The sequence below is a fragment of the Arthrobacter sp. AIWTK1 genome (genome assembly GCF_056680535.1).
The window spans coordinates 998214-1018621 of the sequence record NZ_CM155287.1; the positions used below are offsets into that span (position 1 = coordinate 998214).

Sequence of the window (20408 nt, forward strand, 5' to 3'; positions counted from 1 at the left end):
GCCTGCGCCGATCAGTGAGACAGCGCCGTGGCCAAGAACGGCGCCGTACGGCTAGTTGCGGAACGCGCGACGGCGGCGGGCGTCCCGGATGCCACGATCTCACCGCCGGCGTCGCCACCGGCCGGGCCGAGATCGATCACCCAGTCCGCGGCGGCCACCACGTCCATCTCGTGTTCCACCACGATGACCGTGTTGCCGGCGTCCACCAGGCCGTGCAGCTGGGCCATGAGCAGCTGGACGTCCGCGGGATGGAGTCCCGTGGTGGGCTCGTCCAGCAGGTACAGCGTGTGGCCGCGGCGTGCCCGCTGGAGCTCCGTGGCCAGCTTGATCCGCTGGGCCTCGCCGCCCGAGAGCTCGGTGGCGGGCTGGCCCAGCCGGAGGTACCCCAGGCCAACGTCGCGCAGGGTCTGAAGGCTGCGGGCAGCGGCGGGAACGCCGGCAAGGAACTCCGCGGCGGCGTCCACGGTCATGGCCAGCACTTCGGCCACGTTCCTGCCGTCGTACGTCACCTCAAGCGTCTCCGGGTTGTAGCGCGACCCCCCACATTCAGGGCAGGGGCCGTAGCTGCCCGGGAGGAACAGCAGCTCGACGGCCACGAACCCTTCGCCCAGGCAGGTCTCGCAGCGGCCGCCGGCCACGTTGAAGGAGAACCGTCCTGCGCCGAAACCCCGGGCGCGTGCCTGCTCGGTGGCAGCGAATTCCTTGCGTACGGCGTCGAACAGTCCGGTGTACGTGGCCAGGTTGGACCGCGGCGTGCGGCCGATCGGCTTCTGGTCCACCCGCACCAGCCGGTCAATCCGCTCCATTCCGCTGGTTTCTGCGACGGCTTCGGAAACGATGAGCGCTTCTCCGGACCCGGCGTCCCCGGATTCAAGGTCTTCGGCGGTTACCGCCGCGACGGCCGCATTCTCCGCCGTTTCCGGATGCAGCCGCGCCCCCACTACCTCGGCCAGGACCTGGCTCACCAGCGTGGACTTGCCCGAGCCTGAAACGCCCGTGACCGCGGTCAGTATGCCCAGCGGGAACTCCGCATCGAGATCGCGAAGGTTGTGCCGGCTGATGCCTTTCAACCCGAGCCAGCCGTCCGCCTGCCTGACCTCAGCCTGCCTGCGGGGGCCGCCGTCGTTCTTCTTGCCGTGATTCTTCCTGCTGTCGCGATTCGCGCCGCCGCCGTCCGGGAACAGGAAGGGCCGCGTGACGGACGATTCCACCTCCGCGAGCCCGGCCACCGGGCCGCTGTACAGGATCTCGCCGCCGCCTTCGCCGGCGCGGGGCCCAACGTCAACCAGCCAGTCGGCGCGGCGGACCACGTCCATGTTGTGTTCCACCACGAACACCGAATTCCCGGAGGACTTGAGCGCTTCGAGCACGGCCTGCAGGGGCTCGGCGTCGGCGGGATGGAGCCCGGCGGACGGCTCGTCCAGCACGTAGACCACGCCGAACAGGCCGGAGCGCAGCTGGGTGGCGATCCGCAGGCGCTGCATTTCGCCGGGGGAGAGCGTGGGCGTTGCCCGGCCCAGGGCGAGGTAGCCCAGGCCCAGCTCCAGCAGCACGGTGATCCGCAGCAGGAGGTCACGGGTGATGGCGACCGCCACTTCGTTGGTTTCGCCCGAGGCCGCAGCCCGGCTGGCCGTCCCCGCGTCCTTGAGGTTGCTGGTGGGCCGGATGATCTCTGCGAGTTCCGCCATGGGCACGGCATTGAGCTCGGCGATGGTGCGGCCCGCGAACGTGACGGCCAGGGCCTCGGGCGTCAGGCCGCTGCCGCCGCAGCGCTCGCACGGTCCCGTTTCCATGAACCGGAGCACGCGCTGGCGCATGGTGTCGCTCTTGGAGTCGGCCAGCGTGTGGAGCACGTAGCTCTTGGCGCTCCAGAAGCGGCCCTTGTACGGTTTGGCCACCCGGTCCCGCTTCGGCGTCACCTCCACTACGGGCTGTTCCTCGGTGAAGAGGATCCAGTCGCGGTGCTTTTTGGGCAGCTTCCGCCACGGCGTGTTGACGTCGTAGCCCAGGTGGCTGAGGATGTCGCGGAGGTTCTTGCCCTGCCACGCGCCCGGCCAGGCCGCGATGGCGCCGTCGGCGATGCTCAGCGACGTGTCCGGCACCAGGGATGATTCGCTGACCGTGTGGGCAATGCCCAGTCCGTGGCAGACGGGGCAGGCGCCGGCGGCCGTGTTCGGCGAAAACGCGTCCGAGTCCAGCTGGGCCGTGCCTTCCGGATACGTGCCGGCGCGGGAGAACAGCATGCGCAGAGAGTTGGAGAGGGTGGTCACCGTACCCACGGTGGACCGGCTGCTCGGCGTACCGCGCCGCTGCTGAAGCGCGACGGCGGGAGGCAGCCCCGTGATCAGCTCCACCTTGGGGTTGTGGCCCTGTTGGATGAGGCGCCGGGCGTACGGGGCCACGGACTCGAAATAGCGGCGCTGGGCTTCCGCGTAGATGGTGCCGAAGGCGAGGGATGACTTGCCGGAACCGGAAACGCCGGTGAACGCGACGATGGCGTCCCGGGGCACGTCCACGTCCACGTTGCGCAGGTTGTTTTCCCGCGCTCCGCGCACCCGGACGAATCCGTCGGTGGGGTGGTCCGGAGTCAGGAAGGGCATATTGGAAGCCTGCTTGTTATGTTGCATTGGTTCGACTCTATCGGTGCGGGGGCGTTGCGGGCATATCCTTACCGGATGGAAACTTACGACGGCGCGCCCGGACCCGGCGGCGCGCCAGCACTCAGCGATGCTCCTGTATCCGACGCTGGACAGCCTTTGGCCGATCAGCCCCTGACTGACCAGCCCGGCGCGGCACAGCCAGACGCCGAAGAGGCCGCAACAGACCAGCCTGTCAAGCTTCTGCCGGTGGCCGAGCTGCACCTCCACATTGAAGGGACGTTGGAGCCGGAGCTGATCTTCGCCCTTGCCGAACGGAACGGCATCACACTGCCGTACGCGGACCTGGACGAGCTGCGCGCCCGCTACGAGTTCACCGACCTGCAGTCCTTCCTTGACCTGTATTACGCCAACATGGCCGTGCTGCAGACGGAGCAGGACTTCGCGGATATGACCCGCGCCTACCTTGCCCGTGCGGCGGCCGCGGGAGTGCGGCACGCCGAAATCATGATGGACCCGCAGGCCCATGTGTCCCGCGGAATCCCCTTGGGAACCTGCGTGAACGGGGTCGCCTCCGTGCTGGCCAACTCGCTGGAGGAGTTCGGGGTGTCCACCCTGCTCATCGCCGCGTTCCTGCGCGACCTGTCCGAGGAATCGGCCCTCGAAGTCCTGGAACAGCTGCTGGCCATGAACGCGCCCATCGCCGGCATCGGCCTCGACTCGGCCGAGGTGGGCAACCCCCCGGCCAAATTCGAACGGCTGTTCGCGCGGGCGAAGGAAGCAGGTCTGCACCGGATCGCGCACGCCGGCGAGGAGGGCCCGCCGTCGTACATTATCGATGCGCTGGAACTTTTGGACGTGGAGCGGATCGATCACGGCATCCGCTGCATGGAAGACCCCGACCTGGTGGAGCACCTCGTCGCGGAGCGCGTGCCGCTGACCGTATGCCCGCTGTCCAACGTGCGGCTCCGTGCCGTGGACACCCTGGCCGAGCACCCGCTGCCGGCCATGCTCGCTGCGGGACTGAACGTCAGCGTGAACTCGGACGATCCTGCGTACTTCGGCGGCTATGTGGACGACAACTTCGTGCAGCTGCAAACCGTCCTGGGGCTGTCCGAGTTCGACCGGGTGCGGCTGGCCTCCAACTCGATCCGCTCCTCGTTCGCGGACGAGGAGCGCAAAACCGAGTTGCTCGCGGAACTCGGCTACTCCTGAGTTGGCGCGGGCCTGGCGAGTGCTTGGGGGCCGTGGAAGAAGCTGACGAAAACAACCTAGAGGTGGGCAAACCCAAGGATTGGGCCGCAGGTTCCCGGCGTCTACCATTCCATGAAGCCTGCCATTGAGAAGATGGGGGTGGACCGCTCCCGCAAGATGCTGCTGGCGTTGAACCAGGAGGACGGCTTCGACTGCATGAGCGTTGGGGCGGCCGGTCTCAGACGTCGATCGAATCCATGTGCGGGTAGCGTGCCCCCGCCGCCACCCCGGCAGGGGCCAGTTCGTCGAGCAGGGTGAGGTCCTGGTCGGAGAGTTCGACGTCGAGCGCACCGAGGTTTTCCTGTAGGCGCCCGCGCTTCTTGGTGCCGGGGATGGGGACGATGTGTTCGCCCTGCGCCAGCAGCCAGGCCAGCGCCAGCTGCGCGGGGGTGCACTCCTTCTGGTCCGCCAGTTCTTTCACCCTGTCCACAAGTTCGAGGTTCCGGGTGAAGTTCCCGCCCTGGAAACGGGGCGAGTGGCGCCGGAAATCGTCTGGCGCGAAGTCCTCGGGGGTGCGCAACTGGCCGGTCAGGAAGCCCCGGCCCAGCGGGCTGTAGGGTACGAAGCCGATGCCAAGTTCCGCCAGCAGGGGAAAGACCTTCGTCTCCGGTTCCCGCTCCCAGAGGGAGTACTCAGTTTGCAGCGCAGTGATCGGATGGACTGCGTGGGCGCGCCTGATGGTGTCGGCGCTGGCCTCGGACAGGCCCAGATGGCGTACTTTGCCGGCCTGGACCAGTTCCGCCATGGCACCCACGGTGTCCTCGATGGGCACAGTTTTGTCCACGCGGTGCTGGTAATAGAGGTCGATGTGGTCCACCCCGAGGCGCTGCAGGCTCGCGTCGCAGGCGGAACGGACGTAGTCGGGACGGCCGTTGATGCCAACCCAGGAGCCGTCCTCGCGGCGTTCATTGCCGAACTTGGTGGCAAGGACAACCTCGGGCCGCCGGCCGGCTATGGCCCGTCCCACCAGTTGTTCATTGGTGAAGGGTCCGTACATATCCGCTGTGTCCAAGAGTGTTCCGCCGGCGTCGAGGAACGCGTGGATGGTGGCCACGGATTCGTTGTCGTCGCCCGTGCCGTAGAACTCACTCATGCCCATGCAGCCGAGGCCTAGGGCAGAAACGGTCAGCGTGCCAAGAGTGCGGGTGTCCATGGTGGTCTCCTCATCGAGGGAATGTCGGACTGGCGTAGTGGCTTCACGGGAAGGTCGCCTCGTTAGAGGCAGGACGCCACTATAGGCAGGTACTTTCCGGGCCCACAACGGGTGGTCCGGCATCCAGCTGGTCCGCTTGCTTGTCAACAGGCCCAAAGTCCCGTTGTTTCCGCCTCATAGCTGAGACGCTAAGATCACTTGCGCTGCATTCGGCGTCACAGTCGGTCACGACACACGTTGTTAACGCCCATAGTCGCCTCTAGTTACAGTTCACTGGCAAAATGCTGAGTGATCACCTGCTCGAAAGGACAAATATGCCCACGGCTATTGCAGACACCACCACTGTTCGACTCAAATCAGTGCTCGACATCCTCGCAGAAAGCGTTCTGTCAGGCGAGACCCTCGGCGCGGGCGCGGTCCTGGCCCAGGCCACGGTCCGGGTACCGCTGAACGAGAAGGAAAGTGAGCTGCTCAGCGGAGGCATTCCCCGGGGACACAAGGCACTGACCACCGCCACGAGCAAGCTGGTCAAGGCCGGCTGGCTCGTCAAGGGACGCAGCGGCTGGACCATCACCGAGGACGGCCTCCGCGCCACGGTGGCCTTCCCGGATGCGGACTCCTTTGCCACCGCGCTCGCCGAGGGAACTCCGGTGCCCGCTGACATTCCGGTCCCCACGTCTCTTCCCGCCAAGGCTGCGGCTCCCAAGGCCGCACCGAAGAAGAAGGCGCCCTCCAAGGCTGCCAAGGTGGTCGAAAAGGCTGCCGAGCTGATCGAGGACGCCGTGGCGCCTGTGGCGAAGGCTGTGCGCACGCGCAAGGCTGCCGCCAAGCCGGCCAAAGCCAGCGAGGACACCCCGGCAGAAGCGCCCAGCGTGGAGACGATCGACCAGCCGGAAGCAGTGGCCATCGCCGGTGACTTCAACGTGCTGCTGGGAGCGCCCGCGAACTGGGCGCCGCAGTACGACGAAGCGCAGATGACGCTGGATGCAGTGGACCAGCTGTGGAAGCTCACCACGGACCTTCCGGCCGGGCACTACAGCTTCAAGATCGCGCTCAACCGCTCCTGGGATGAGAACTACGGGGCGTTCGGTGCGTTTGACGGCGCCAACCACGAACTCCACCACCCCGGCGGCCGGATCACCTTCAACTACGATCACCGGACCCGGGACATCACCCTGGTATAAGCGGCACTTTTCCAGCGGCGCTGCTCCAAGCGGCGCCGCGGCGCCGCTCCTGTAGGCAGCTGACCCTGATCGGCCTAGAATCAGAGCCATCAGGGTCAGCTCCACAAAGGGGCGGTGCGGCATGGACACCGTTGAGATTTCAGGACTGCGAATCAGCTATCAGCGTGCGGGCCAAGGTCCTCCGCTGGTGCTCCTTCACGGTGCGTACGAGGACAGCCGCGTCTGGCGTCAACAGCTGGAAGGCCTGTCCGGCGAGTTCACGGTCATTGCCTGGGATGCCCCGGGCTGCGGCCGGTCCGACGATCCTCCGCCGGACTTCTCCGGCCGTGAACTGGGCGATGCCCTCGCCGGGTTCCTCCGCGAGGTGGCGCCGCGGAAACCGCACGTACTGGGGCTGTCCTGGGGTTCAGGCGTCGCCCTGGAGCTGTACCGGGGCCACCCGAACATGGCGGCTTCGCTGCTGCTGGTTTCGGCCTACGCCGGCTGGGCCGGCTCGCTGCCGCCGGAGGAAGTCGAGCGCCGGTATGCGCAGATACTCGCCGAGCTGGACCAGCCGCCGGAACAGTTCATCCCCGTCTGGTTGCCCACGTTGTTCACGGAGCGCGCGGACCCGGCCGTCGTCGCAGAGACGAGCGCCATCATGGCCGACTTTCATCCCGCAGGCATGCGGGCCATGCTGAGCGCCAGCGGGCATGCCGATTACCGTGACGTACTTCCCACCATCAGTGTCCCCACGCTGCTGCTCTACGGGGCAGAAGACGTGCGGTCGCCGCTGGCGGTGGCGCAGGAAATGCTCCGACAGATTCCCGGTTCGCAGCTCGTGGTGATTCCCGGCGTCGGGCATTTGGTGGCAGCCGAAACGCCGGAGGCGTTCAACACCGAAGTGCGCCGGTTCCTGCACGGCATCGGCGACTAACCACGCATCGGCTAATCACGCATCGGCGATAAGCGCCGCCGTGAGCCGAATTTCAGAACCGTGTGGGGTCCGGGTTCGGTGCGGGTGGCACCGGCGGCATGGGTCCCGGGTCCGGAATCGGCAGCGGACCGGGCGTCGGGGATGGTTCCGGTCCCGGATGCGGCGGCCGGGGCTCCGTGGGGTCCGGCCTGCTGGGCGGGAAGGGGTTGTCCGGGTCGGGCGGTCCGGTGGGTCCCGGTTCCGGCGGGAACGGATCCGGCTCGGGAAGCGGCGGAATAGTCATGATGCTCTCCTTGCTTGGGTGGTGTTTGGTCAGGTGTTGTGTTGCCGGCGGAAGACCTTCAACTCCCAGGGGCGCAGGGGAATCGCAGTATGCGTCCCGGCCCCGTCGGACGGATAGTTGCCCAGGATCAGCTCAGCCGGGTAGTGGCCCAGCTCCGGCTCATCCGCGCCGGCTTCGGCATCGCCCCAGCCGCCGCCGTCGAGCTCCACGGTGCGGTCTTCGCCGGAAAAGTTGCCGAGCACCAGCAGTTGGACGCCCGGCGTCGAAGCCGCACCGGAAGCCGCACCGGCAGCCGCTCCAACAGCTGCCCCGGTGCCTGGCCCGGGGAGTGTCCGCCGGAAGGCGTACACGTGCTCGTCGTCGGGCAGCAGCATGGTGAAGTCGCCCTCCGCCACCACAGGTTCGGCGTGCCGCAGCGCGATGACCCGGCGGTAGAAGCTGAACACCGAGTCCGGGTTGTCCTCCTGCGCCGCGGCGTTTATGTGGCTGGTGTTCGGGTTGACGGCGATCCACGGCGATCCGGTGGTGAACCCGCCATGCCGGGTGGCGTCCCACTGCACCGGGGTGCGGGCGTTGTCCCGGTTCAGGGGCGCCAGGGCGGCCAGGACCTCGGCGTCGGTGTGGCCCAGATGGGTGGTGGCTTCGCGGTGGTGGTTGAGCACCTCGATGTCGCGGTAGTCGCTGATGGCCCCGAAGCTCATGTTGGTCATGCCCAGTTCCTCACCCTGGTACACGTACGGGGTGCCACGGTGCAGGTGCAGGATGCCGGCGAGCATCTTGGCGGAAAGCTCGCGGTACGGCCCGTCGTCACCGAAACGGGACACGGCACGGGCTTGATCATGGTTGCCCCAGTAGAGGCTGTTCCAGCCGCGCTCGGCCAGGGCGTCCTGCCAGCGGCCCAGGGACTGCTTCAGGTCGGTAAGCCGCAGCTTCCTGGGCCGCCACTTGTTGCCGTCCTCCTGGTCCAGCGCCACGTGCTCGAACTGGAACACCATGTCCACCTCGCGCCGGGCGGGGTCGGTGAACAGGACGGCGTCCTCCACCGTGACGCCGGGCATCTCGCCTACGGTCAGCAGCGGCTTGTCCCGGCCGGCGAAAACCTCCAGGTGCATTTCGTGCAGGAACTCGTGGATCCGGGGTCCGGACATGAAGTGCGGGCTGCCGTCGCCAAACAGCATGCCGTCGCCCTTCGGCCCGTCCGGCAGGGCGGTGTCCTTGGAGATGAAGTTGACGACATCCATCCGGAAGCCGTCCACACCGCGGTCCAGCCACCAGTTCATCATGTCGTAGACGGCGGCGCGGACTTCCGGGTTTTCCCAGTTCAGGTCCGGCTGCTTCCTGGAGAACAGGTGGAGGTAGTACTCGCCGGTTGCCTGGTCGAACTCCCAGGCCGGGCCGGAGAACGCGGAGCCCCAGTTGTTGGGTTCTGCGCCGGCGCCGCCTACGGGGCTTTGCCGGGGCGGCCGCCACCAGTACCAGTCACGCTTGGGGTTGTCCTTGGAGGACCGTGATTCCACGAACCACGGGTGCTCGTCCGAGGTGTGGTTGACCACCAGGTCCATCACCAGTTTCATGCCCCGCGCATGCAACCCGTCGGTCAGTTGCTGCAGGTCGGCGAGGCTGCCGAAGAGGGGGTCCACGTCGCGGTAGTTGCTGATGTCGTAGCCGTTGTCGTCCTGCGGGGAGGTGTAGATGGGGGAGAGCCAGACGACGTCGACGCCCAGCTTCTGCAGGTAGTCCAGCTTGCTGATGATGCCCGGCAGGTCGCCGATGCCGTCCCCGTTGGAGTCCGCGAAGCTGCGCGGATAGATCTGGTAGACCACCGCTTTGTGGAACCAGCCGGGTTCCGTGGCCGCCTCGTCGTCGTTGTCCGCCGCATCACTGACAGGGGGTTCCGTTGCGGGGTCCGCGTGGGTGGTCATGGCCTGGTCTCCTCAGTTGCTTGCGGCTGGTCTGATGGTGGGGCTCGGTTTGATTATTGTTCAGATCGGGCGGGCGGGAAAGGGCTGCTAGTTCCGTGCCGAGAGGGTCTTGTCGCGGTCCTCGAAGACTTCCTCGCCGGGACCGGTGAACGCGCGGGACCGCTCGATGGCTTCGACGGAGCCGGTGAAGAGCTGGGAATCCTGCGGGTCGGAGTGTTGACGGGCCTGCAGCGGCGCCGGCTCCCGGGACTCCACGGCCGGCTGCCGGGACATCTCACGGGAAGGAGCGGGCTGGACGGGTTCCCAGCGGACGTGCGGCAGCGACTCCGGGTGGCCCTGCTGCAGGAAGGTCACCATGGCTTCGCGGATGAGGCAGCGCAGGTCGAAAAGGGCGGCGCTGTCTGCCGCGCTCACCAGGATCCGCACCCGGACGTAGCCGTTGGTGGCATCCGTGATCTGCAGGATTCCCACGCGACTGTCCCACAGTTCCGTTCCGTCCAGCACCGTGCGCAGTTCGGCACGCATGTCCTCGATGGGAGCGCGCCAGTCGAGGTCGAACTCGACGGTACCCATCACCTCGGACTGGCGGCGGGTCCAGTTCTCGAACGGCGTGGTGGTGAAGTACGTGGAGGGCAGGATGAGCCTTCGGTCGTCCCAGATGTGGACCACCACGTAGGTCAGGGTGATCTCCTCGATCCGGCCCCATTCCTTCTGGACCACTACGACGTCATCCACCCGGATGGCGTCGGTGAAGGCGAGCTGCATGCCGGCAAACACGTTCACCAGCGACGTCTGGGCGGCGAGGCCGGCCACGATGGAGATCACGCCGGCGGAGGCAAGCAGCCCGGCGCCGAGGGCCTGGATGGCGGGGAAGGTCAGCATCACGCTGCCGAGGGCCAGCACCACGATGAGCGCCACGCCGATCCGGCGCGCCAGGATCATCTGCGTCCGCAGGCGCCGGGCACGGCGGTTGTCGGCCACGTCCACGCTGTAGCGGCTGAGGACCAGTGCCTCCACGATCAGCAGCACCGCGACGGCGAGCCAGGCCAGGGAGCCCATGAGGGCGATCAACAGGAGATGGTCGACGGCGGACCGCCACCCGCCGTCGTCCGTTGTCAGCACCAGCGCGACGCGGACGCCGATCAGGCAGAGGGCCAAACGCAGCGGAAGCCGCGCCACCCGGGAGGTGGCCTGGAGTTCGGGGCGGCGGCGGTTGAGCCGGAGGACTGTCTTGCGGATCAGCCAGGAGAGGACCAGGCCGGCCGCTACTGCGAGCGCCATGGCCAGGAAGGGCATTGCCGGGGTGAGGAATTCTTGCATTGGTTAAGCTCTATCAAGCTTCCGGGAACCGCTGAAATCCAGCGGGCCGTCGGCGTGCCGGTAACATTTGGACATCGATTGGATTTATTGCTTTGGCCGAGCCGGGCAGCAGTCCACAATTGAGGAATTATTCGCGGTCTCATGAAATTCAGGAGAACAGATGCACCGCTCAGCACCCTCGGCCATCGCAGTCTCGGGGGCCCTATGCCTCGCGTTCCTGCTGGTAGCCTGCGGACCGCCGGCCTCGTCACCGTCGACGAGTTCCCCGGACGCCACCTCCACCTCCACCGCTTCTGCGTCGGCCACAGTGACCACGTCGGCCGCGTCCAGCGCCACACCGTCCGCCTCCGCTTCTTCGAATCCCGAAGCGGGCTGGAAGTCCTACACCACCGCCGACGGGCTGACCTTTGATTATCCGGAGGAGTGGAAGATCACCGACGCGGCCGGGGAAGCAGCTGCCGGCGGCGTGTTCGTGAAGATTACCAACGCCAACGGCAAGAACCTGGCATCACTCGGGACGAACATGGTCACGGGCTCCGAATGCACGGTGAAACAGCCGTTCGGCGTCTATGAGTCGCAGCCCCTGCCGGCACTGGAACAGAACGGCACCGTGCCCCGGTACACCTTCGAGACCCGGACGGATACGGCCGCCACGGATCCCAAGCTGATGACCGTGTTCGCGTACGGCATCACGACGGCGCCCGAACCCACCGGAACGGAAGCGTGCCCCATCTTCCACTTCTTCAACTGGCCGCCCAGCGGTGCCACGTTCGGGGGCGCGTACGACCCCTTCGACACCACCCCCGGCAATGAGATGCATGTGGACACGCCCGAGGTGTATATGGGCACCCAGGAGTACAAGAACATCAAGAAGATGATCACCTCGCTGCGGCCCGCCTAGCTCTAGAGGGCCCCACGGCGAACGTTGCGCACCGCGGACAGTCCGCGGTGCGCAACGTTTTGGCGGCAAATTTACCCCGCCCCGCGCGAGCCGCTATCCGCAGGCCCACAATTGATCCCTCAGCTGTATGAGGAGGATTGCATGCGCCGATCAATGACGCCCGGCTGTGGATCGTCCGGGCCGCCACGTTCCCTTGCAGCAGCTTCTGCGGGGGCCTGCCTCGCTGTGCTCCTGGCCGCTTGCGGGCCGCCGCCTGCTCCGCGGAACCAGGGGTCCGCCGCGGCACCCCAACCAAGCGCTTCGGCCGGCGCAACATCGAGCGGAACAGCGGACGCAACAGCCGGCGGAACCGCCCCTGCTTCGGCCAATGGAACCGCCTTGCCGCCAAGCACGACGGCGGGCGCAGCGCCGGCGGAACCGGCGCCGTCGGGCACATCCCCCAGCCGGCTGCCGTCACCCACGGCGTCCGGCTGGAAGACGTTCACGACGTCGGACCGTCAGCTGACGTTCGATCATCCGGGCGACTGGACCATCAAGGATCCAACCGGAAAATCGCCGCTCGGCGGAGAGTTCGTGGAAGTGCGGAACGCAGCAGGGAAGTCGATGGCCGTCCTCGAGACCAGGATCGTGACCGGCTCGGAGTGCGTGCAGAAGTATCCGTTTGCGGTGCTGGACTCCGAACCCATGACGGCCCTGGCTGAGAAGGGTGTGCCGGACGAAAACGCACCAAGGTTCATGTTCGAGACGAGGGGAGATGCCTCGGCGCCCGCCCGGACGGCCGAAACCATCGCGGCCTACGGCATCACCATGATCCCGGAGGAGGTGGGGACGCTGGCGTGCCCCATCTTCCTGCTCTTCAGGTGGCCGCCCAGCGGTGCGATGTTCGGGGCAGGGTACGACCCGGCGAACAACACCACGCCCGGCGAACCGGCGCTTCCCTACTGGGAGAAGGCGAAGCTGTACGTGGAGACGGGCGAGTACCGGAACATCCGGCGGATGATCACCTCACTGCGGCCCGCGCGGTAGCCGGCCGCACGCCAGCCGCCAACTGCCTGTGCGGGGGCTCCTTGACTGGCCCCGTGCGCCCGAGCAGACTCGAAGGAGGACTCGGTTCTATCAGTAGTCGGGGTTCTGATGCACGCACTGGGGAAGCAATGGCCTGTGAGCGGTGCGAAGACTGTGGCATCCGCCCTGGGTACGCTGTGCGTGGCCGTGTTCCTGACGCTGGGTGCAGTGCTGGGTGCAGTGCTGGGACTGGGCGCCTGCACGCCGGGCCCTCATGCGGAGCCGACATCCACGGGCACCACCCTGGGGCCCACATCCGGGAGTGAACCGACCTCAATCGTTGAGGAGCCCACGGACTGGAAACCTGGAGCGGGTCCCGGCCAGTTGCCGACCAAGTCTCCGACCATAACGCAGCCCTCTGAGGGCGAAGCGTCAACTCCTCCGCCGCTTCCCACCTCAACTGCCTTCGAACGGGCCAGGCGCGCCAAGGAAATCCTGGAAACCTGCGTCCGGGGCGAGCTGACCTTCCGGCCCCCGTCCCCGATGCGCCAGGGGGAGACCCGGGAGTTCGTCCTGCATGTCACGTTGGGGGACCCCGGCGCAGGCCACGAGAAGAACATCCCCGGACCCAATCCGGTGCAGACCCGTGCGCCGATTGTGTGCGAGGAGATGCGGGCGGACCTCTCCGGAGCGGGCATGACCATTGAACGGGCCGGAAATCCGAGCGGCGAGATGCTGGTGCCGGAACAGGGCGTCGCGGAGTGGCGCTGGTGGGTCACGCCGAAGGATCCGGGACGGAAAATCATGACCCTGCAGCTGTTTGCCACCGCCGAGGACGGGCCGGACCTGAGCCTGGAGACGTTCCGGGAGGACATCCAGGTGGAGATCGAACTGGTTTATGTGCTGAACGCGCTGGTGAAGGACTGGGCGCAGCCGCTGGGTTTGACCATCCCGGTGCTGATAGGTGCCCTTGGCGCCCTCCTCGTGTGGTCGCGCTCCAAGCGCCGCAAAGCCAAGCATGCCGCCAACACAACCCCGGCGGGCTGAGCCAGGCGCTGAGCCTGTGCGGTGGGGGAGCGAAACCCCCGGCCACCGCACTACATTGGAACCATGGCTCATGCTGCAGATCAGGAGGCGGGGCCGGACGTCCGCTTGCGGGCACGCGTCGAAGGCGTGGTCCAGGCGGTCGGGTTCCGGTACTGGACCGTGCGGAAGGCTGAGGAACTCTCGCTGACCGGAACGGTGAGGAACGACGACGACGGCACGGTCGCCGTCGTCGTCGAAGGTCCCCAGGCGGTGGTGCTGGAGTTCCGCCGCTGGTTGAGGTCCGAGGACGCGCCGGGGCGCGTGGACCACGTGGAGGAGTCGGTGTCGCCGGCGACGGGGGAGTTCAGCGGCTTCGACGTGGTGTACTGAGCCGGACGCCGGCGGTTAAGCCGGCGGCCGACCTTACGTGAGGCCTTCCCGTTGCAGGGCTTCGTCGTGCTCGGCGTGGGCCTGCTTGAGCAGGTCCATGAACTCGGTCTCGTCCCGGATGAGCCGCTTGTACTTCTCGGGGAGCTTCCTGAGCTCGGCTTCCTCACGGACCATCTTGTTGAAGATCTCCTCGCGTTCGGCGATGCCCGTCTCGTAGTTCAGGTCCACGTATTCGGTGGCGTGCCGCTTGGCGCCGGAGACCATGTTCTTCGCCTTGCCCTTGGGGCTGTAGATCGAGGCAAGCACCGTGACCACCAGGACGCCGATAATCACGGTCAGAGAGAGGCCGGTGCTGATCTCGACGACGGTCACATGTTCGCCGCCGTTGATGAACGGCAGGTTGTTTTCGTGCAGGGCGTGGAGGATCAGTTTGACGCCGATGAAGCCGAGGATCGCTGCCAGGCCGTAGGCAAGGTAAATGAGGCGGTCCAGCAGTTCGTCGATGAGGAAGAACAGTTGGCGCAGGCCCATGAGCGAAAACGCCGTGGCGGTGAAAACCACGAAGACGTTCTGGGTCAGGCCGAAGATCGCCGGGATGGAGTCCAGGGCAAACAGGATGTCCGTGCCGCCGATGGCCACCATCACCAGGAGCATGGGGGTGAGGACTCGTTTGCCGTTTTCCACGGTGAAGAGCTTGTCGCCGTCGTAGTGCTGGGACGCGGGGAGGAACTTCCTGGCGAGCCTGACCACCAGACCCTCGGAGTCGTCGTCGTGCGAATCGGGTTTGAGAAGGTTGCCGGCGGTGACCAGCAGGATGAGGCCGAAGATGTAGAACACCCAGGCGAAGCTGTTGATCAGGGCGGCGCCCAGGAAGATGAAGCCGGTACGGGCGATCAGCGAGAAGACGATGCCGAACAGGAGTACTTTTTGCTGGTCTGCACGCGGAACCTTGAAGCTGGCCATGATGATCAGGAACACGAAGAGGTTGTCCACGGACAGGGCCTTCTCGGTGACGTAGCCGGCGAAGTATTCGGTGCCCATGGTGGGGCCGCCAAAAACCAGGACTCCGACGCCGAACAGCAGGGCGATGCCTACGTAGATCGCAGACCATGTGGCCGACTCCCTGAGCTTGGGGGAGTGCGCCTTGCGGACGTGGAAGAAGAAGTCGAAGGCCAGCAGGCCCACAATGCCGATAATGGTCAGAATCCATACGTATAAGGGGACCTGCATGCTGCGTGCCTTCCGGTCGGTGGGGGTGATATCAACCCTACCGGGCGGTTGTTGCAGGGCGGTGTCAGCTATTGGGCAATGTCAGCTACTGACCGGTGTCAGTTACTGGGCGGTGTCGGCCCAGCCTTTGCTGGACGGTCCGCCGTCGGCTCCGTCCTCGCACAGCCGGAAGGCCACGGCGGCGGCTTCAGCGACCGAGGCGGCGGAAGCTTCCTTGGGCGCCGCCGCTCCGGCGGCGGTGCTTGTGGTTCCCGCGCTTCGAGTTCCGGCGGCGAGACCCGCCGCGTAGCCCACCATCAGCGCCGTGATTGGCGCCGCTGCGTGGGTGACCGACCGTGCGGATTCACCGGCCAGGTCAAGGACTAGTTCACGGTCGAAGTCGAGGTCCAGGAGCTGCAGCGCCTGGGCCAGCCGGTGGCTCCACTGGTCCAGGATCTGTGCTTCGTCGTCGTTGGCGGCCATGTTCTCTCCTCAGTCAGAAATAACGGCAGATGCCTCGAGGTTAGGCTGTAGCGAGAGCCGCTATCAAGGAGATCCCGATGACTGATGTAACCATCCGCCACAACCCGGACCGCGAGCGCTTTGAAGTTCTGGTTGCCGGCAACGTGATCGGCAAGGCCGCGTACAAAACGTACGACGCCGGCGACTCACCGCAGCGGATTTTCTACCACACGGTGATTAACGAGGAATACGGCGGCCAGGGGCTCGCGGGCAAGCTCGCCACCGTTGCCCTTGACGAAACCGTGGCCGCCGGGCTGGGCATTGTGCCGGTATGCCCGTACATCAAGAAGTTCCTCACCAAGCACCCGGAGTATGCCGCCGCCACCGTAGCGACGACGCCGGCCCACCTCGAGTTCCTCAGCTCGGCGCTGGCGGCCCGCACCCGGGCATAGCCGCCGCGGAGCGGGGCGCCGCCGGGCTTGGCCGGGGCGGGGACGCGGCGCCAGCGTGAGTGAAGGCGCAGTCAAGCCGCGTAGCTAGGCAGCGATCCACGACTCCCAGTCCGGGAACGGGTCGACGGGCAGGTCTGTATCGGGACCGTAGTCCGCGCCGGGGGTGTGCTCCGCCGTCGCAGCAGTTTGCACCATGTCGGGTGGCCAGTGGTTGGCAGGTGGCATCCAAGGTGGTTCCCAGTCATGCTGTTCGCCGGGGTAGCGGCGTCCTGAGGGTGATTCCCAGCCGGGTGGCGCGTCGTGGGTGGCGTTGATCGGTTTCCAGCCGGTGGTGTGCCGGAGGCGGTGGTGTTTGCGGCATGGCTGGCCGAGGTTGGAGACGCCGGTGGTGCCGCCTTCGTGCCAGGGCGTGATGTGATCCGCTTCAGTGTCCAGGGACTGGTTGTTGCATCCGGGGAACGGACATTTGCCGTCCCGGAGGCGAAGCCATTGGCGCATGGCCGTTGGAATGCGGTAGCTGGCGCGTTGGATTTCCAGCGGCGCCCCGGTGCGGGGGTCGGTCAGGACGCGATGGAAAGAGGTGGCGCCGTCTGCGATGAGCCGGCGGGCCATGCTGGGTGGGATGGGCCCGTAGCCATCCAGGCGGGCAGGTTCTTCCGTGGCGCCCAAGAGCGACAGCACAGGCACTGTGACCAGGACTTGCGCCTTGGGCGACGGGATGCCGTCAGCGACGCCGCCGAGTAGCCAGGCGGCCGCGGTGTCGGCCCGGAGTTGGGAAAGGTTTCGGGGTTCGGCCGGGTTTTGGAGGTCCCTGGCTGCGGCAGTGGCGCGGTTCCAAATGGATGCTGCAGTGTCCGCGGGCAAGTAGGCGGAGAGCCAGGCCATGCCGTCGCGGTCCGGGGTGTATTCCAGGCGCCGGTCCTGGGCGCTGGTCCTGTGGCGCTGTTCGATGCTGACCGGGTGGTGGCGTTCCCGCCAGATGCGTGCTTTGGCGCGGAAGCGGGAGGGCACGAGGTCCCCGGGCGGGCAGCCCCGGGCCGGGTTCACAGCGTCGGGGTCCAGGAAATGCGCTTCCAGCGTGGCGGCTGCGGCGGGGGTCAGGCCGGTGGTTTCGTCGACGAGGACCCGGGCGTGCTGCCAGGAGATGGTCCCGGCCTCCAGAGCAGCAAGCGTCAGGGGGAGTGCCTCAGTGAGCTGCCGGGTTTCCTGCAGGAAGGCTCCCGCCGTTCTTTCGCTGACGGTCAGGGCACAGGCCAATTCGGCCATCAGGCCCATTTCGGCCGCGCACTGCTCCTGGGGCGACGCGGCCGGGGGGTGCCATGGCTTGGGACGCCGCGGCGAACGTGTCAGCCAGCCGGACCTTGAAGGCGGCGGTTCGAGCTTCGATGCGGCCCACCTCGGTGAAGGCATCCAGGCAGTCGTCGGCAAGCTGCCGCAGGGGATCCGAGTCCGACGCTCCGGCGAGCCGTGAACTATCGCACAGGCGATGCAGCGCAGCAACGGAGGCCGTTATGGCGTTGAGTGCCTCGGATACTGCGGTGCTTTGCATATAAACAGTCTGGTGGGAGGGTCTGACATTTAACGCTGCCCGCGGCGCCCACCGCACCGAACCGCCGCCGTCGTGCGTTGTATTCCGGTTCCGCACACCGTTTCGCTCCGAACTGGCCAAACCGCCCGGCTGCCCGCAGGTCAGCCGTGGGGCAGAATGGGGGCGTGACCTCACCGAACGTAAACTCGAAACGCAAGCCGAAACAGAAGCTGGGAGGGCTGTTCAACCTGGTGGTGACCGCGCTGGTCCTCTGCCTCGGCCCGGTTCTTATGGTGGTCGGCACACTCCAGATCAATGCCGACGAGGACTTGGTGCGGACCGGCGAACAGGTCGCTGGAACCATCACCGAATTCCACGACAGATCGAACGCTTCCAAACGCAGGATGAAAGTGGAGTTCCAGTCAGCCGACGGTTCGCTGCATTACGAGTGGATCGCGGTGGACTATGAACAGCACCCCGTAGTGGGCGAGGAGGTCACGGTGGCCTACCGGGAATCCGACCCGGGCCAGGCAACGGTGCTGGGGTTTGAAAGCGGCGGCGTGTATTTTCGGGGAGTCGGCACCGTTCTGACCTGTATTTTCGGGGGAATCGGCATCTTCCTTGTCATCTGCTACCTGCTGGGCGTCCGGCAGGACCGGAAGAAGCTCGCCGAGCAGCTCAACCAAGGCAGCCACGGAGGTTAGGCTGAAATGATGGACTACCACATCCGTCGGGCCACTCCCGAGGATGCCGAAGCCGTGGTACGTATGCACACTTTGGCGCACGAGGAGTGCTACGGGCGCCAGTTATCACCGGAATTCTTCCAGGCCCGCAGGGCGAGTATTCCCGAACGGGTTGAACAGCGCCGACAATTCCTGGCAGGCACTGACCCGCGGCTCATTGCCCTGGACGACAGCAATGAAGTGGTGGGACTGGCCGACGCGGGCCCTGGCCTCGATGCGGACGGGCCCGAACAGTTGGAGGTGTATGCGATCTACATCCTCCGACGCACGTACGGCAGCGGCCTTGGCGCCGCGCTGCTGCACGCCGCCGTCGGCGATTCACCGGCGTACCTCTGGGTGCTCGAGGACAATCCCCGGGCGCGGGCCTTCTACCTCAAGCACGGCTTTCGGCCCGACGGTGAACGCAAACTGCTTCCGCCGGAATGGGAGGAACTGCCCGTGATCCGGATGGTCCGGCCGGTCAGGACGTAGGTTAGTCCGCAGCGTCATGCGGCTCCGAGCGCAGCAGGTCGCCGGGCTGGCACGCCAGCACCGGGCCACAAGCCCAACGGCCGTGGTAGCCTGCCGACGATGGCTTTGGACCCTGCCCTGCTCGACTGGCTGCTTGACTCCGACCCGGCTCTGCGCTGGCAGGTGGAGCGCGACCTTGCGGGCGCCCCGCTTGAGGAGTGGGGCGCGACCCGGGCGCGGCTTGCGACGGAAGGGTTCGCGGCGCGGCTGCTCGCGCTGCAGGATCCCGACGGGCAGTGGGCGGGCGGAGCGTTCTTCCCTGGCGACTTCGACTTCCATGGCCCCGAGGCAGCCGATGACGCGGGGCAGCCGTGGACCGCAACGACATGGACCCTCAACACTCTCCGCGACTGGGGCCTCGATGCGTCCGCGCTCGCCGGCACGGCCGAGCTCCTCGCTGCCAACAGCCGCTGGGAGTACGACAACCTGCCCTATTGGGGTGGCGAGGTGGACTGCTGCATCAACGCTTACACGCTCGCCAGCGGGGCGTGGCTCGGCGCGGATGTCACCGGGATTGCCCAATGGTTCCTGGACCATCAAATGGCCGACGGCGGCTGGAACTGCGAGTGGGTGGAAGGCTCCGCCCGTTCGTCGTTCCATTCCACGCTCAACTCCCTGAAGGGGCTGCTGTACTACGAGGCCGCGACCGGCGGAAGTGACGCGCTGCGCGCCGCACGCCGGGCCGGTGAGGAATACCTGTTGCAACGCCGGCTGCTCCGCACCCTGTCCACCGGCGAACTCGTCGGTCCGTGGGTGACGCATTTTGCTTACCCCTTCCGCTCCTTCTACAGCGCGCTCAACGCGGCGGACTACTTCCGGGCGGCCGCCCTGCACGACGGCTCCCGGCCCAACCCAGCCCTTCCGGCGGCGGCCCTGCACGACGGCGTCCGGCCCGACCCGCGGCTGGCTGACGCGATCGAGGTGATACGGGCCGCCCGCCGTCCTGACGGCACCTGGCTGCAGGAGCGACGCCACCCGGGACGGGTGTGGTTCGAGATCGACGTGGGCCCCGGCGAGCCGTCTAAGTGGCTGACCTTCATTGGCATCCGGGTGCTCCAGTGGTGGGACGGGACGGCCGGGGTCCCGTAGCTGCGGGCCTCAAGTGTCCGTTCGCGCCCCTCCCGGACGCCGGCGGACCCGGATGCAGGACCACCGGCCTATATCGCCCGGGAGTCCTGATGGGTACCGTGGCCTCATGCAGAAGATTTCGATCGAAGCCCTTGCCCGGCAGCAGCTCGCCGCGGCGCTTGCAGCGAACAACGGGCGTGCTGCCGACACCGTTTACGGCGGCCACGAAAAGGTGCTCCGCCAGACCGTCATGGCGCTCAAGGCCGGCACGCAGTTGAGCGAGCACCAGAACCCGGGCGACGCCACGGTGTTTGTGCTCCAGGGCAGCCTCCGCCTGCGCGCCGGCGACAACTCGTGGGACGGCAGGCCGGGTGACCTGCTGATCGTCCCGGACGGCCTGCACAGCCTGGAAGCGGAGGAAGACTCCACGTTCCTGTTTACCGTGGCGAAGGGCGCGAAGCAGGGCTGAGGCCTCCGCCGGCTCC

General features: G+C 66.8%; 21 protein-coding genes. 13 read left to right on the plus strand and 8 right to left on the minus strand.

What is annotated here, in order from left to right; all coding sequences use genetic code 11:
• Positions 1 to 11 precede the first annotated feature (11 nt).
• Positions 12 to 2627 (minus strand): excinuclease ABC subunit UvrA, encoded by a 2616-nt coding sequence (locus tag AC1MDG_RS04685; protein ID WP_479807862.1) that lies wholly within the window; start codon positions 2625 to 2627, stop codon positions 12 to 14.
• Between the two features lie 48 nt (positions 2628 to 2675).
• On the opposite strand from AC1MDG_RS04685, the gene AC1MDG_RS04690 reads away from it, so the two are divergent.
• Complete coding sequence (locus AC1MDG_RS04690) at positions 2676 to 3812, plus strand: adenosine deaminase (protein ID WP_479807863.1); 1137 nt, start codon at positions 2676 to 2678, stop codon at positions 3810 to 3812.
• A gap of 217 nt (positions 3813 to 4029) precedes the next feature.
• Here the strand turns inward: AC1MDG_RS04690 and AC1MDG_RS04695 are convergent, their stop codons facing one another.
• Complete coding sequence (locus tag AC1MDG_RS04695; protein WP_479807864.1) at positions 4030 to 5004, minus strand: aldo/keto reductase; 975 nt, start codon at positions 5002 to 5004, stop codon at positions 4030 to 4032.
• Between the two features lie 314 nt (positions 5005 to 5318).
• On the opposite strand from AC1MDG_RS04695, the gene AC1MDG_RS04700 reads away from it, so the two are divergent.
• On the plus strand, positions 5319 to 6188 hold the full coding sequence (locus AC1MDG_RS04700; protein ID WP_479807865.1) for a pullulanase X25 domain-containing protein: 870 nt from the start codon (positions 5319 to 5321) through the stop codon (positions 6186 to 6188).
• Between the two features lie 121 nt (positions 6189 to 6309).
• Positions 6310 to 7104 (plus strand): alpha/beta fold hydrolase, encoded by a 795-nt coding sequence (locus tag AC1MDG_RS04705; protein WP_479807866.1) that lies wholly within the window; start codon positions 6310 to 6312, stop codon positions 7102 to 7104.
• 52 nt (positions 7105 to 7156) lie between these two features.
• Here the strand turns inward: AC1MDG_RS04705 and AC1MDG_RS04710 are convergent, their stop codons facing one another.
• The 3 genes from AC1MDG_RS04710 to AC1MDG_RS04720 all read right to left on the minus strand — a co-directional run bounded on the left by AC1MDG_RS04710 (position 7157) and on the right by AC1MDG_RS04720 (position 10629).
• Positions 7157 to 7387, minus strand: coding sequence for a hypothetical protein (locus tag AC1MDG_RS04710; RefSeq protein ID WP_479807867.1), 231 nt, complete (start codon positions 7385 to 7387; stop codon positions 7157 to 7159).
• A 29-nt stretch (positions 7388 to 7416) separates the two neighbouring features.
• Entirely contained in the window at positions 7417 to 9309 is a 1893-nt protein-coding gene (locus tag AC1MDG_RS04715) for an alpha-glucosidase (protein WP_479807868.1), read from the minus strand.
• An 87-nt stretch (positions 9310 to 9396) separates the two neighbouring features.
• Entirely contained in the window at positions 9397 to 10629 is a 1233-nt protein-coding gene (locus AC1MDG_RS04720) for a mechanosensitive ion channel family protein (protein WP_479807869.1), read from the minus strand.
• 160 nt (positions 10630 to 10789) lie between these two features.
• Here AC1MDG_RS04720 and AC1MDG_RS04725 point away from each other — a divergent pair, with 160 nt between their 5' ends.
• From AC1MDG_RS04725 to AC1MDG_RS04740, 4 genes are all read left to right on the plus strand, one after another.
• Positions 10790 to 11530 (plus strand): hypothetical protein, encoded by a 741-nt coding sequence (locus AC1MDG_RS04725; RefSeq protein ID WP_479807870.1) that lies wholly within the window; start codon positions 10790 to 10792, stop codon positions 11528 to 11530.
• A gap of 378 nt (positions 11531 to 11908) precedes the next feature.
• Positions 11909 to 12556: a hypothetical protein gene (locus AC1MDG_RS04730; protein ID WP_479807871.1), complete on the plus strand. Its 648-nt coding sequence runs from the start codon at positions 11909 to 11911 to the stop codon at positions 12554 to 12556.
• A gap of 135 nt (positions 12557 to 12691) precedes the next feature.
• Complete coding sequence (locus tag AC1MDG_RS04735; protein WP_479807872.1) at positions 12692 to 13582, plus strand: hypothetical protein; 891 nt, start codon at positions 12692 to 12694, stop codon at positions 13580 to 13582.
• A 63-nt stretch (positions 13583 to 13645) separates the two neighbouring features.
• Positions 13646 to 13951 (plus strand): acylphosphatase, encoded by a 306-nt coding sequence (locus AC1MDG_RS04740; protein ID WP_479807873.1) that lies wholly within the window; start codon positions 13646 to 13648, stop codon positions 13949 to 13951.
• A gap of 33 nt (positions 13952 to 13984) precedes the next feature.
• Here AC1MDG_RS04740 and AC1MDG_RS04745 read toward each other — a convergent pair whose 3' ends face one another.
• Complete coding sequence (locus AC1MDG_RS04745; RefSeq protein ID WP_479807874.1) at positions 13985 to 15181, minus strand: TerC family protein; 1197 nt, start codon at positions 15179 to 15181, stop codon at positions 13985 to 13987.
• Positions 15182 to 15283: 102 nt separating this feature from the next.
• On the minus strand, positions 15284 to 15643 hold the full coding sequence (locus AC1MDG_RS04750) for a DUF6457 domain-containing protein (RefSeq protein WP_479807875.1): 360 nt from the start codon (positions 15641 to 15643) through the stop codon (positions 15284 to 15286).
• A 77-nt stretch (positions 15644 to 15720) separates the two neighbouring features.
• On the opposite strand from AC1MDG_RS04750, the gene AC1MDG_RS04755 reads away from it, so the two are divergent.
• Positions 15721 to 16074, plus strand: coding sequence for a GNAT family N-acetyltransferase (locus tag AC1MDG_RS04755; RefSeq protein WP_479807876.1), 354 nt, complete (start codon positions 15721 to 15723; stop codon positions 16072 to 16074).
• An 84-nt stretch (positions 16075 to 16158) separates the two neighbouring features.
• Here AC1MDG_RS04755 and AC1MDG_RS04760 read toward each other — a convergent pair whose 3' ends face one another.
• Positions 16159 to 17340: an HNH endonuclease signature motif containing protein gene (locus AC1MDG_RS04760; protein ID WP_479807877.1), complete on the minus strand. Its 1182-nt coding sequence runs from the start codon at positions 17338 to 17340 to the stop codon at positions 16159 to 16161.
• Between the two features lie 58 nt (positions 17341 to 17398).
• Between AC1MDG_RS04760 and AC1MDG_RS04765 the strand changes: the two genes are divergently transcribed.
• The 5 genes from AC1MDG_RS04765 to AC1MDG_RS04785 all read left to right on the plus strand — a co-directional run bounded on the left by AC1MDG_RS04765 (position 17399) and on the right by AC1MDG_RS04785 (position 20392).
• Positions 17399 to 17545, plus strand: coding sequence for a hypothetical protein (locus tag AC1MDG_RS04765; protein WP_479807878.1), 147 nt, complete (start codon positions 17399 to 17401; stop codon positions 17543 to 17545).
• A 242-nt stretch (positions 17546 to 17787) separates the two neighbouring features.
• Positions 17788 to 18306 (plus strand): DUF3592 domain-containing protein, encoded by a 519-nt coding sequence (locus AC1MDG_RS04770; protein ID WP_479807879.1) that lies wholly within the window; start codon positions 17788 to 17790, stop codon positions 18304 to 18306.
• A 9-nt stretch (positions 18307 to 18315) separates the two neighbouring features.
• Complete coding sequence (locus tag AC1MDG_RS04775) at positions 18316 to 18816, plus strand: N-acetyltransferase family protein (protein WP_479807880.1); 501 nt, start codon at positions 18316 to 18318, stop codon at positions 18814 to 18816.
• A 99-nt stretch (positions 18817 to 18915) separates the two neighbouring features.
• Entirely contained in the window at positions 18916 to 19944 is a 1029-nt protein-coding gene (locus AC1MDG_RS04780) for a squalene cyclase (protein WP_479807881.1), read from the plus strand.
• A 106-nt stretch (positions 19945 to 20050) separates the two neighbouring features.
• The gene (locus AC1MDG_RS04785) at positions 20051 to 20392 is read left to right on the plus strand and encodes a cupin domain-containing protein (protein WP_011690791.1); all 342 of its coding nucleotides are present in this window, start codon (positions 20051 to 20053) and stop codon (positions 20390 to 20392) included.
• The last annotated feature ends 16 nt before the right edge of the window (positions 20393 to 20408 follow it).

What these genes read in the sequence shown, in the direction of transcription:
- AC1MDG_RS04685 (WP_479807862.1), bottom strand. Translation starts at nt 2,627, where the DNA reads ATGCAACATAACAAGCAGGCTTCCAATATGCCCTTCCTGACTCCGGAC.
- AC1MDG_RS04690 (WP_479807863.1), top strand. Translation starts at nt 2,676, where the DNA reads ATGGAAACTTACGACGGCGCGCCCGGACCCGGCGGCGCGCCAGCACTC.
- AC1MDG_RS04695 (WP_479807864.1), bottom strand. Translation starts at nt 5,004, where the DNA reads ATGGACACCCGCACTCTTGGCACGCTGACCGTTTCTGCCCTAGGCCTC.
- AC1MDG_RS04700 (WP_479807865.1), top strand. Translation starts at nt 5,319, where the DNA reads ATGCCCACGGCTATTGCAGACACCACCACTGTTCGACTCAAATCAGTG.
- AC1MDG_RS04705 (WP_479807866.1), top strand. Translation starts at nt 6,310, where the DNA reads ATGGACACCGTTGAGATTTCAGGACTGCGAATCAGCTATCAGCGTGCG.
- AC1MDG_RS04710 (WP_479807867.1), bottom strand. Translation starts at nt 7,387, where the DNA reads ATGACTATTCCGCCGCTTCCCGAGCCGGATCCGTTCCCGCCGGAACCG.
- AC1MDG_RS04715 (WP_479807868.1), bottom strand. Translation starts at nt 9,309, where the DNA reads ATGACCACCCACGCGGACCCCGCAACGGAACCCCCTGTCAGTGATGCG.
- AC1MDG_RS04720 (WP_479807869.1), bottom strand. Translation starts at nt 10,629, where the DNA reads ATGCAAGAATTCCTCACCCCGGCAATGCCCTTCCTGGCCATGGCGCTC.
- AC1MDG_RS04725 (WP_479807870.1), top strand. Translation starts at nt 10,790, where the DNA reads ATGCACCGCTCAGCACCCTCGGCCATCGCAGTCTCGGGGGCCCTATGC.
- AC1MDG_RS04740 (WP_479807873.1), top strand. Translation starts at nt 13,646, where the DNA reads ATGGCTCATGCTGCAGATCAGGAGGCGGGGCCGGACGTCCGCTTGCGG.
- AC1MDG_RS04745 (WP_479807874.1), bottom strand. Translation starts at nt 15,181, where the DNA reads ATGCAGGTCCCCTTATACGTATGGATTCTGACCATTATCGGCATTGTG.
- AC1MDG_RS04750 (WP_479807875.1), bottom strand. Translation starts at nt 15,643, where the DNA reads ATGGCCGCCAACGACGACGAAGCACAGATCCTGGACCAGTGGAGCCAC.
- AC1MDG_RS04755 (WP_479807876.1), top strand. Translation starts at nt 15,721, where the DNA reads ATGACTGATGTAACCATCCGCCACAACCCGGACCGCGAGCGCTTTGAA.
- AC1MDG_RS04760 (WP_479807877.1), bottom strand. Translation starts at nt 17,340, where the DNA reads ATGGCCGAATTGGCCTGTGCCCTGACCGTCAGCGAAAGAACGGCGGGA.
- AC1MDG_RS04775 (WP_479807880.1), top strand. Translation starts at nt 18,316, where the DNA reads ATGGACTACCACATCCGTCGGGCCACTCCCGAGGATGCCGAAGCCGTG.
- AC1MDG_RS04780 (WP_479807881.1), top strand. Translation starts at nt 18,916, where the DNA reads ATGGCTTTGGACCCTGCCCTGCTCGACTGGCTGCTTGACTCCGACCCG.
- AC1MDG_RS04785 (WP_011690791.1), top strand. Translation starts at nt 20,051, where the DNA reads ATGCAGAAGATTTCGATCGAAGCCCTTGCCCGGCAGCAGCTCGCCGCG.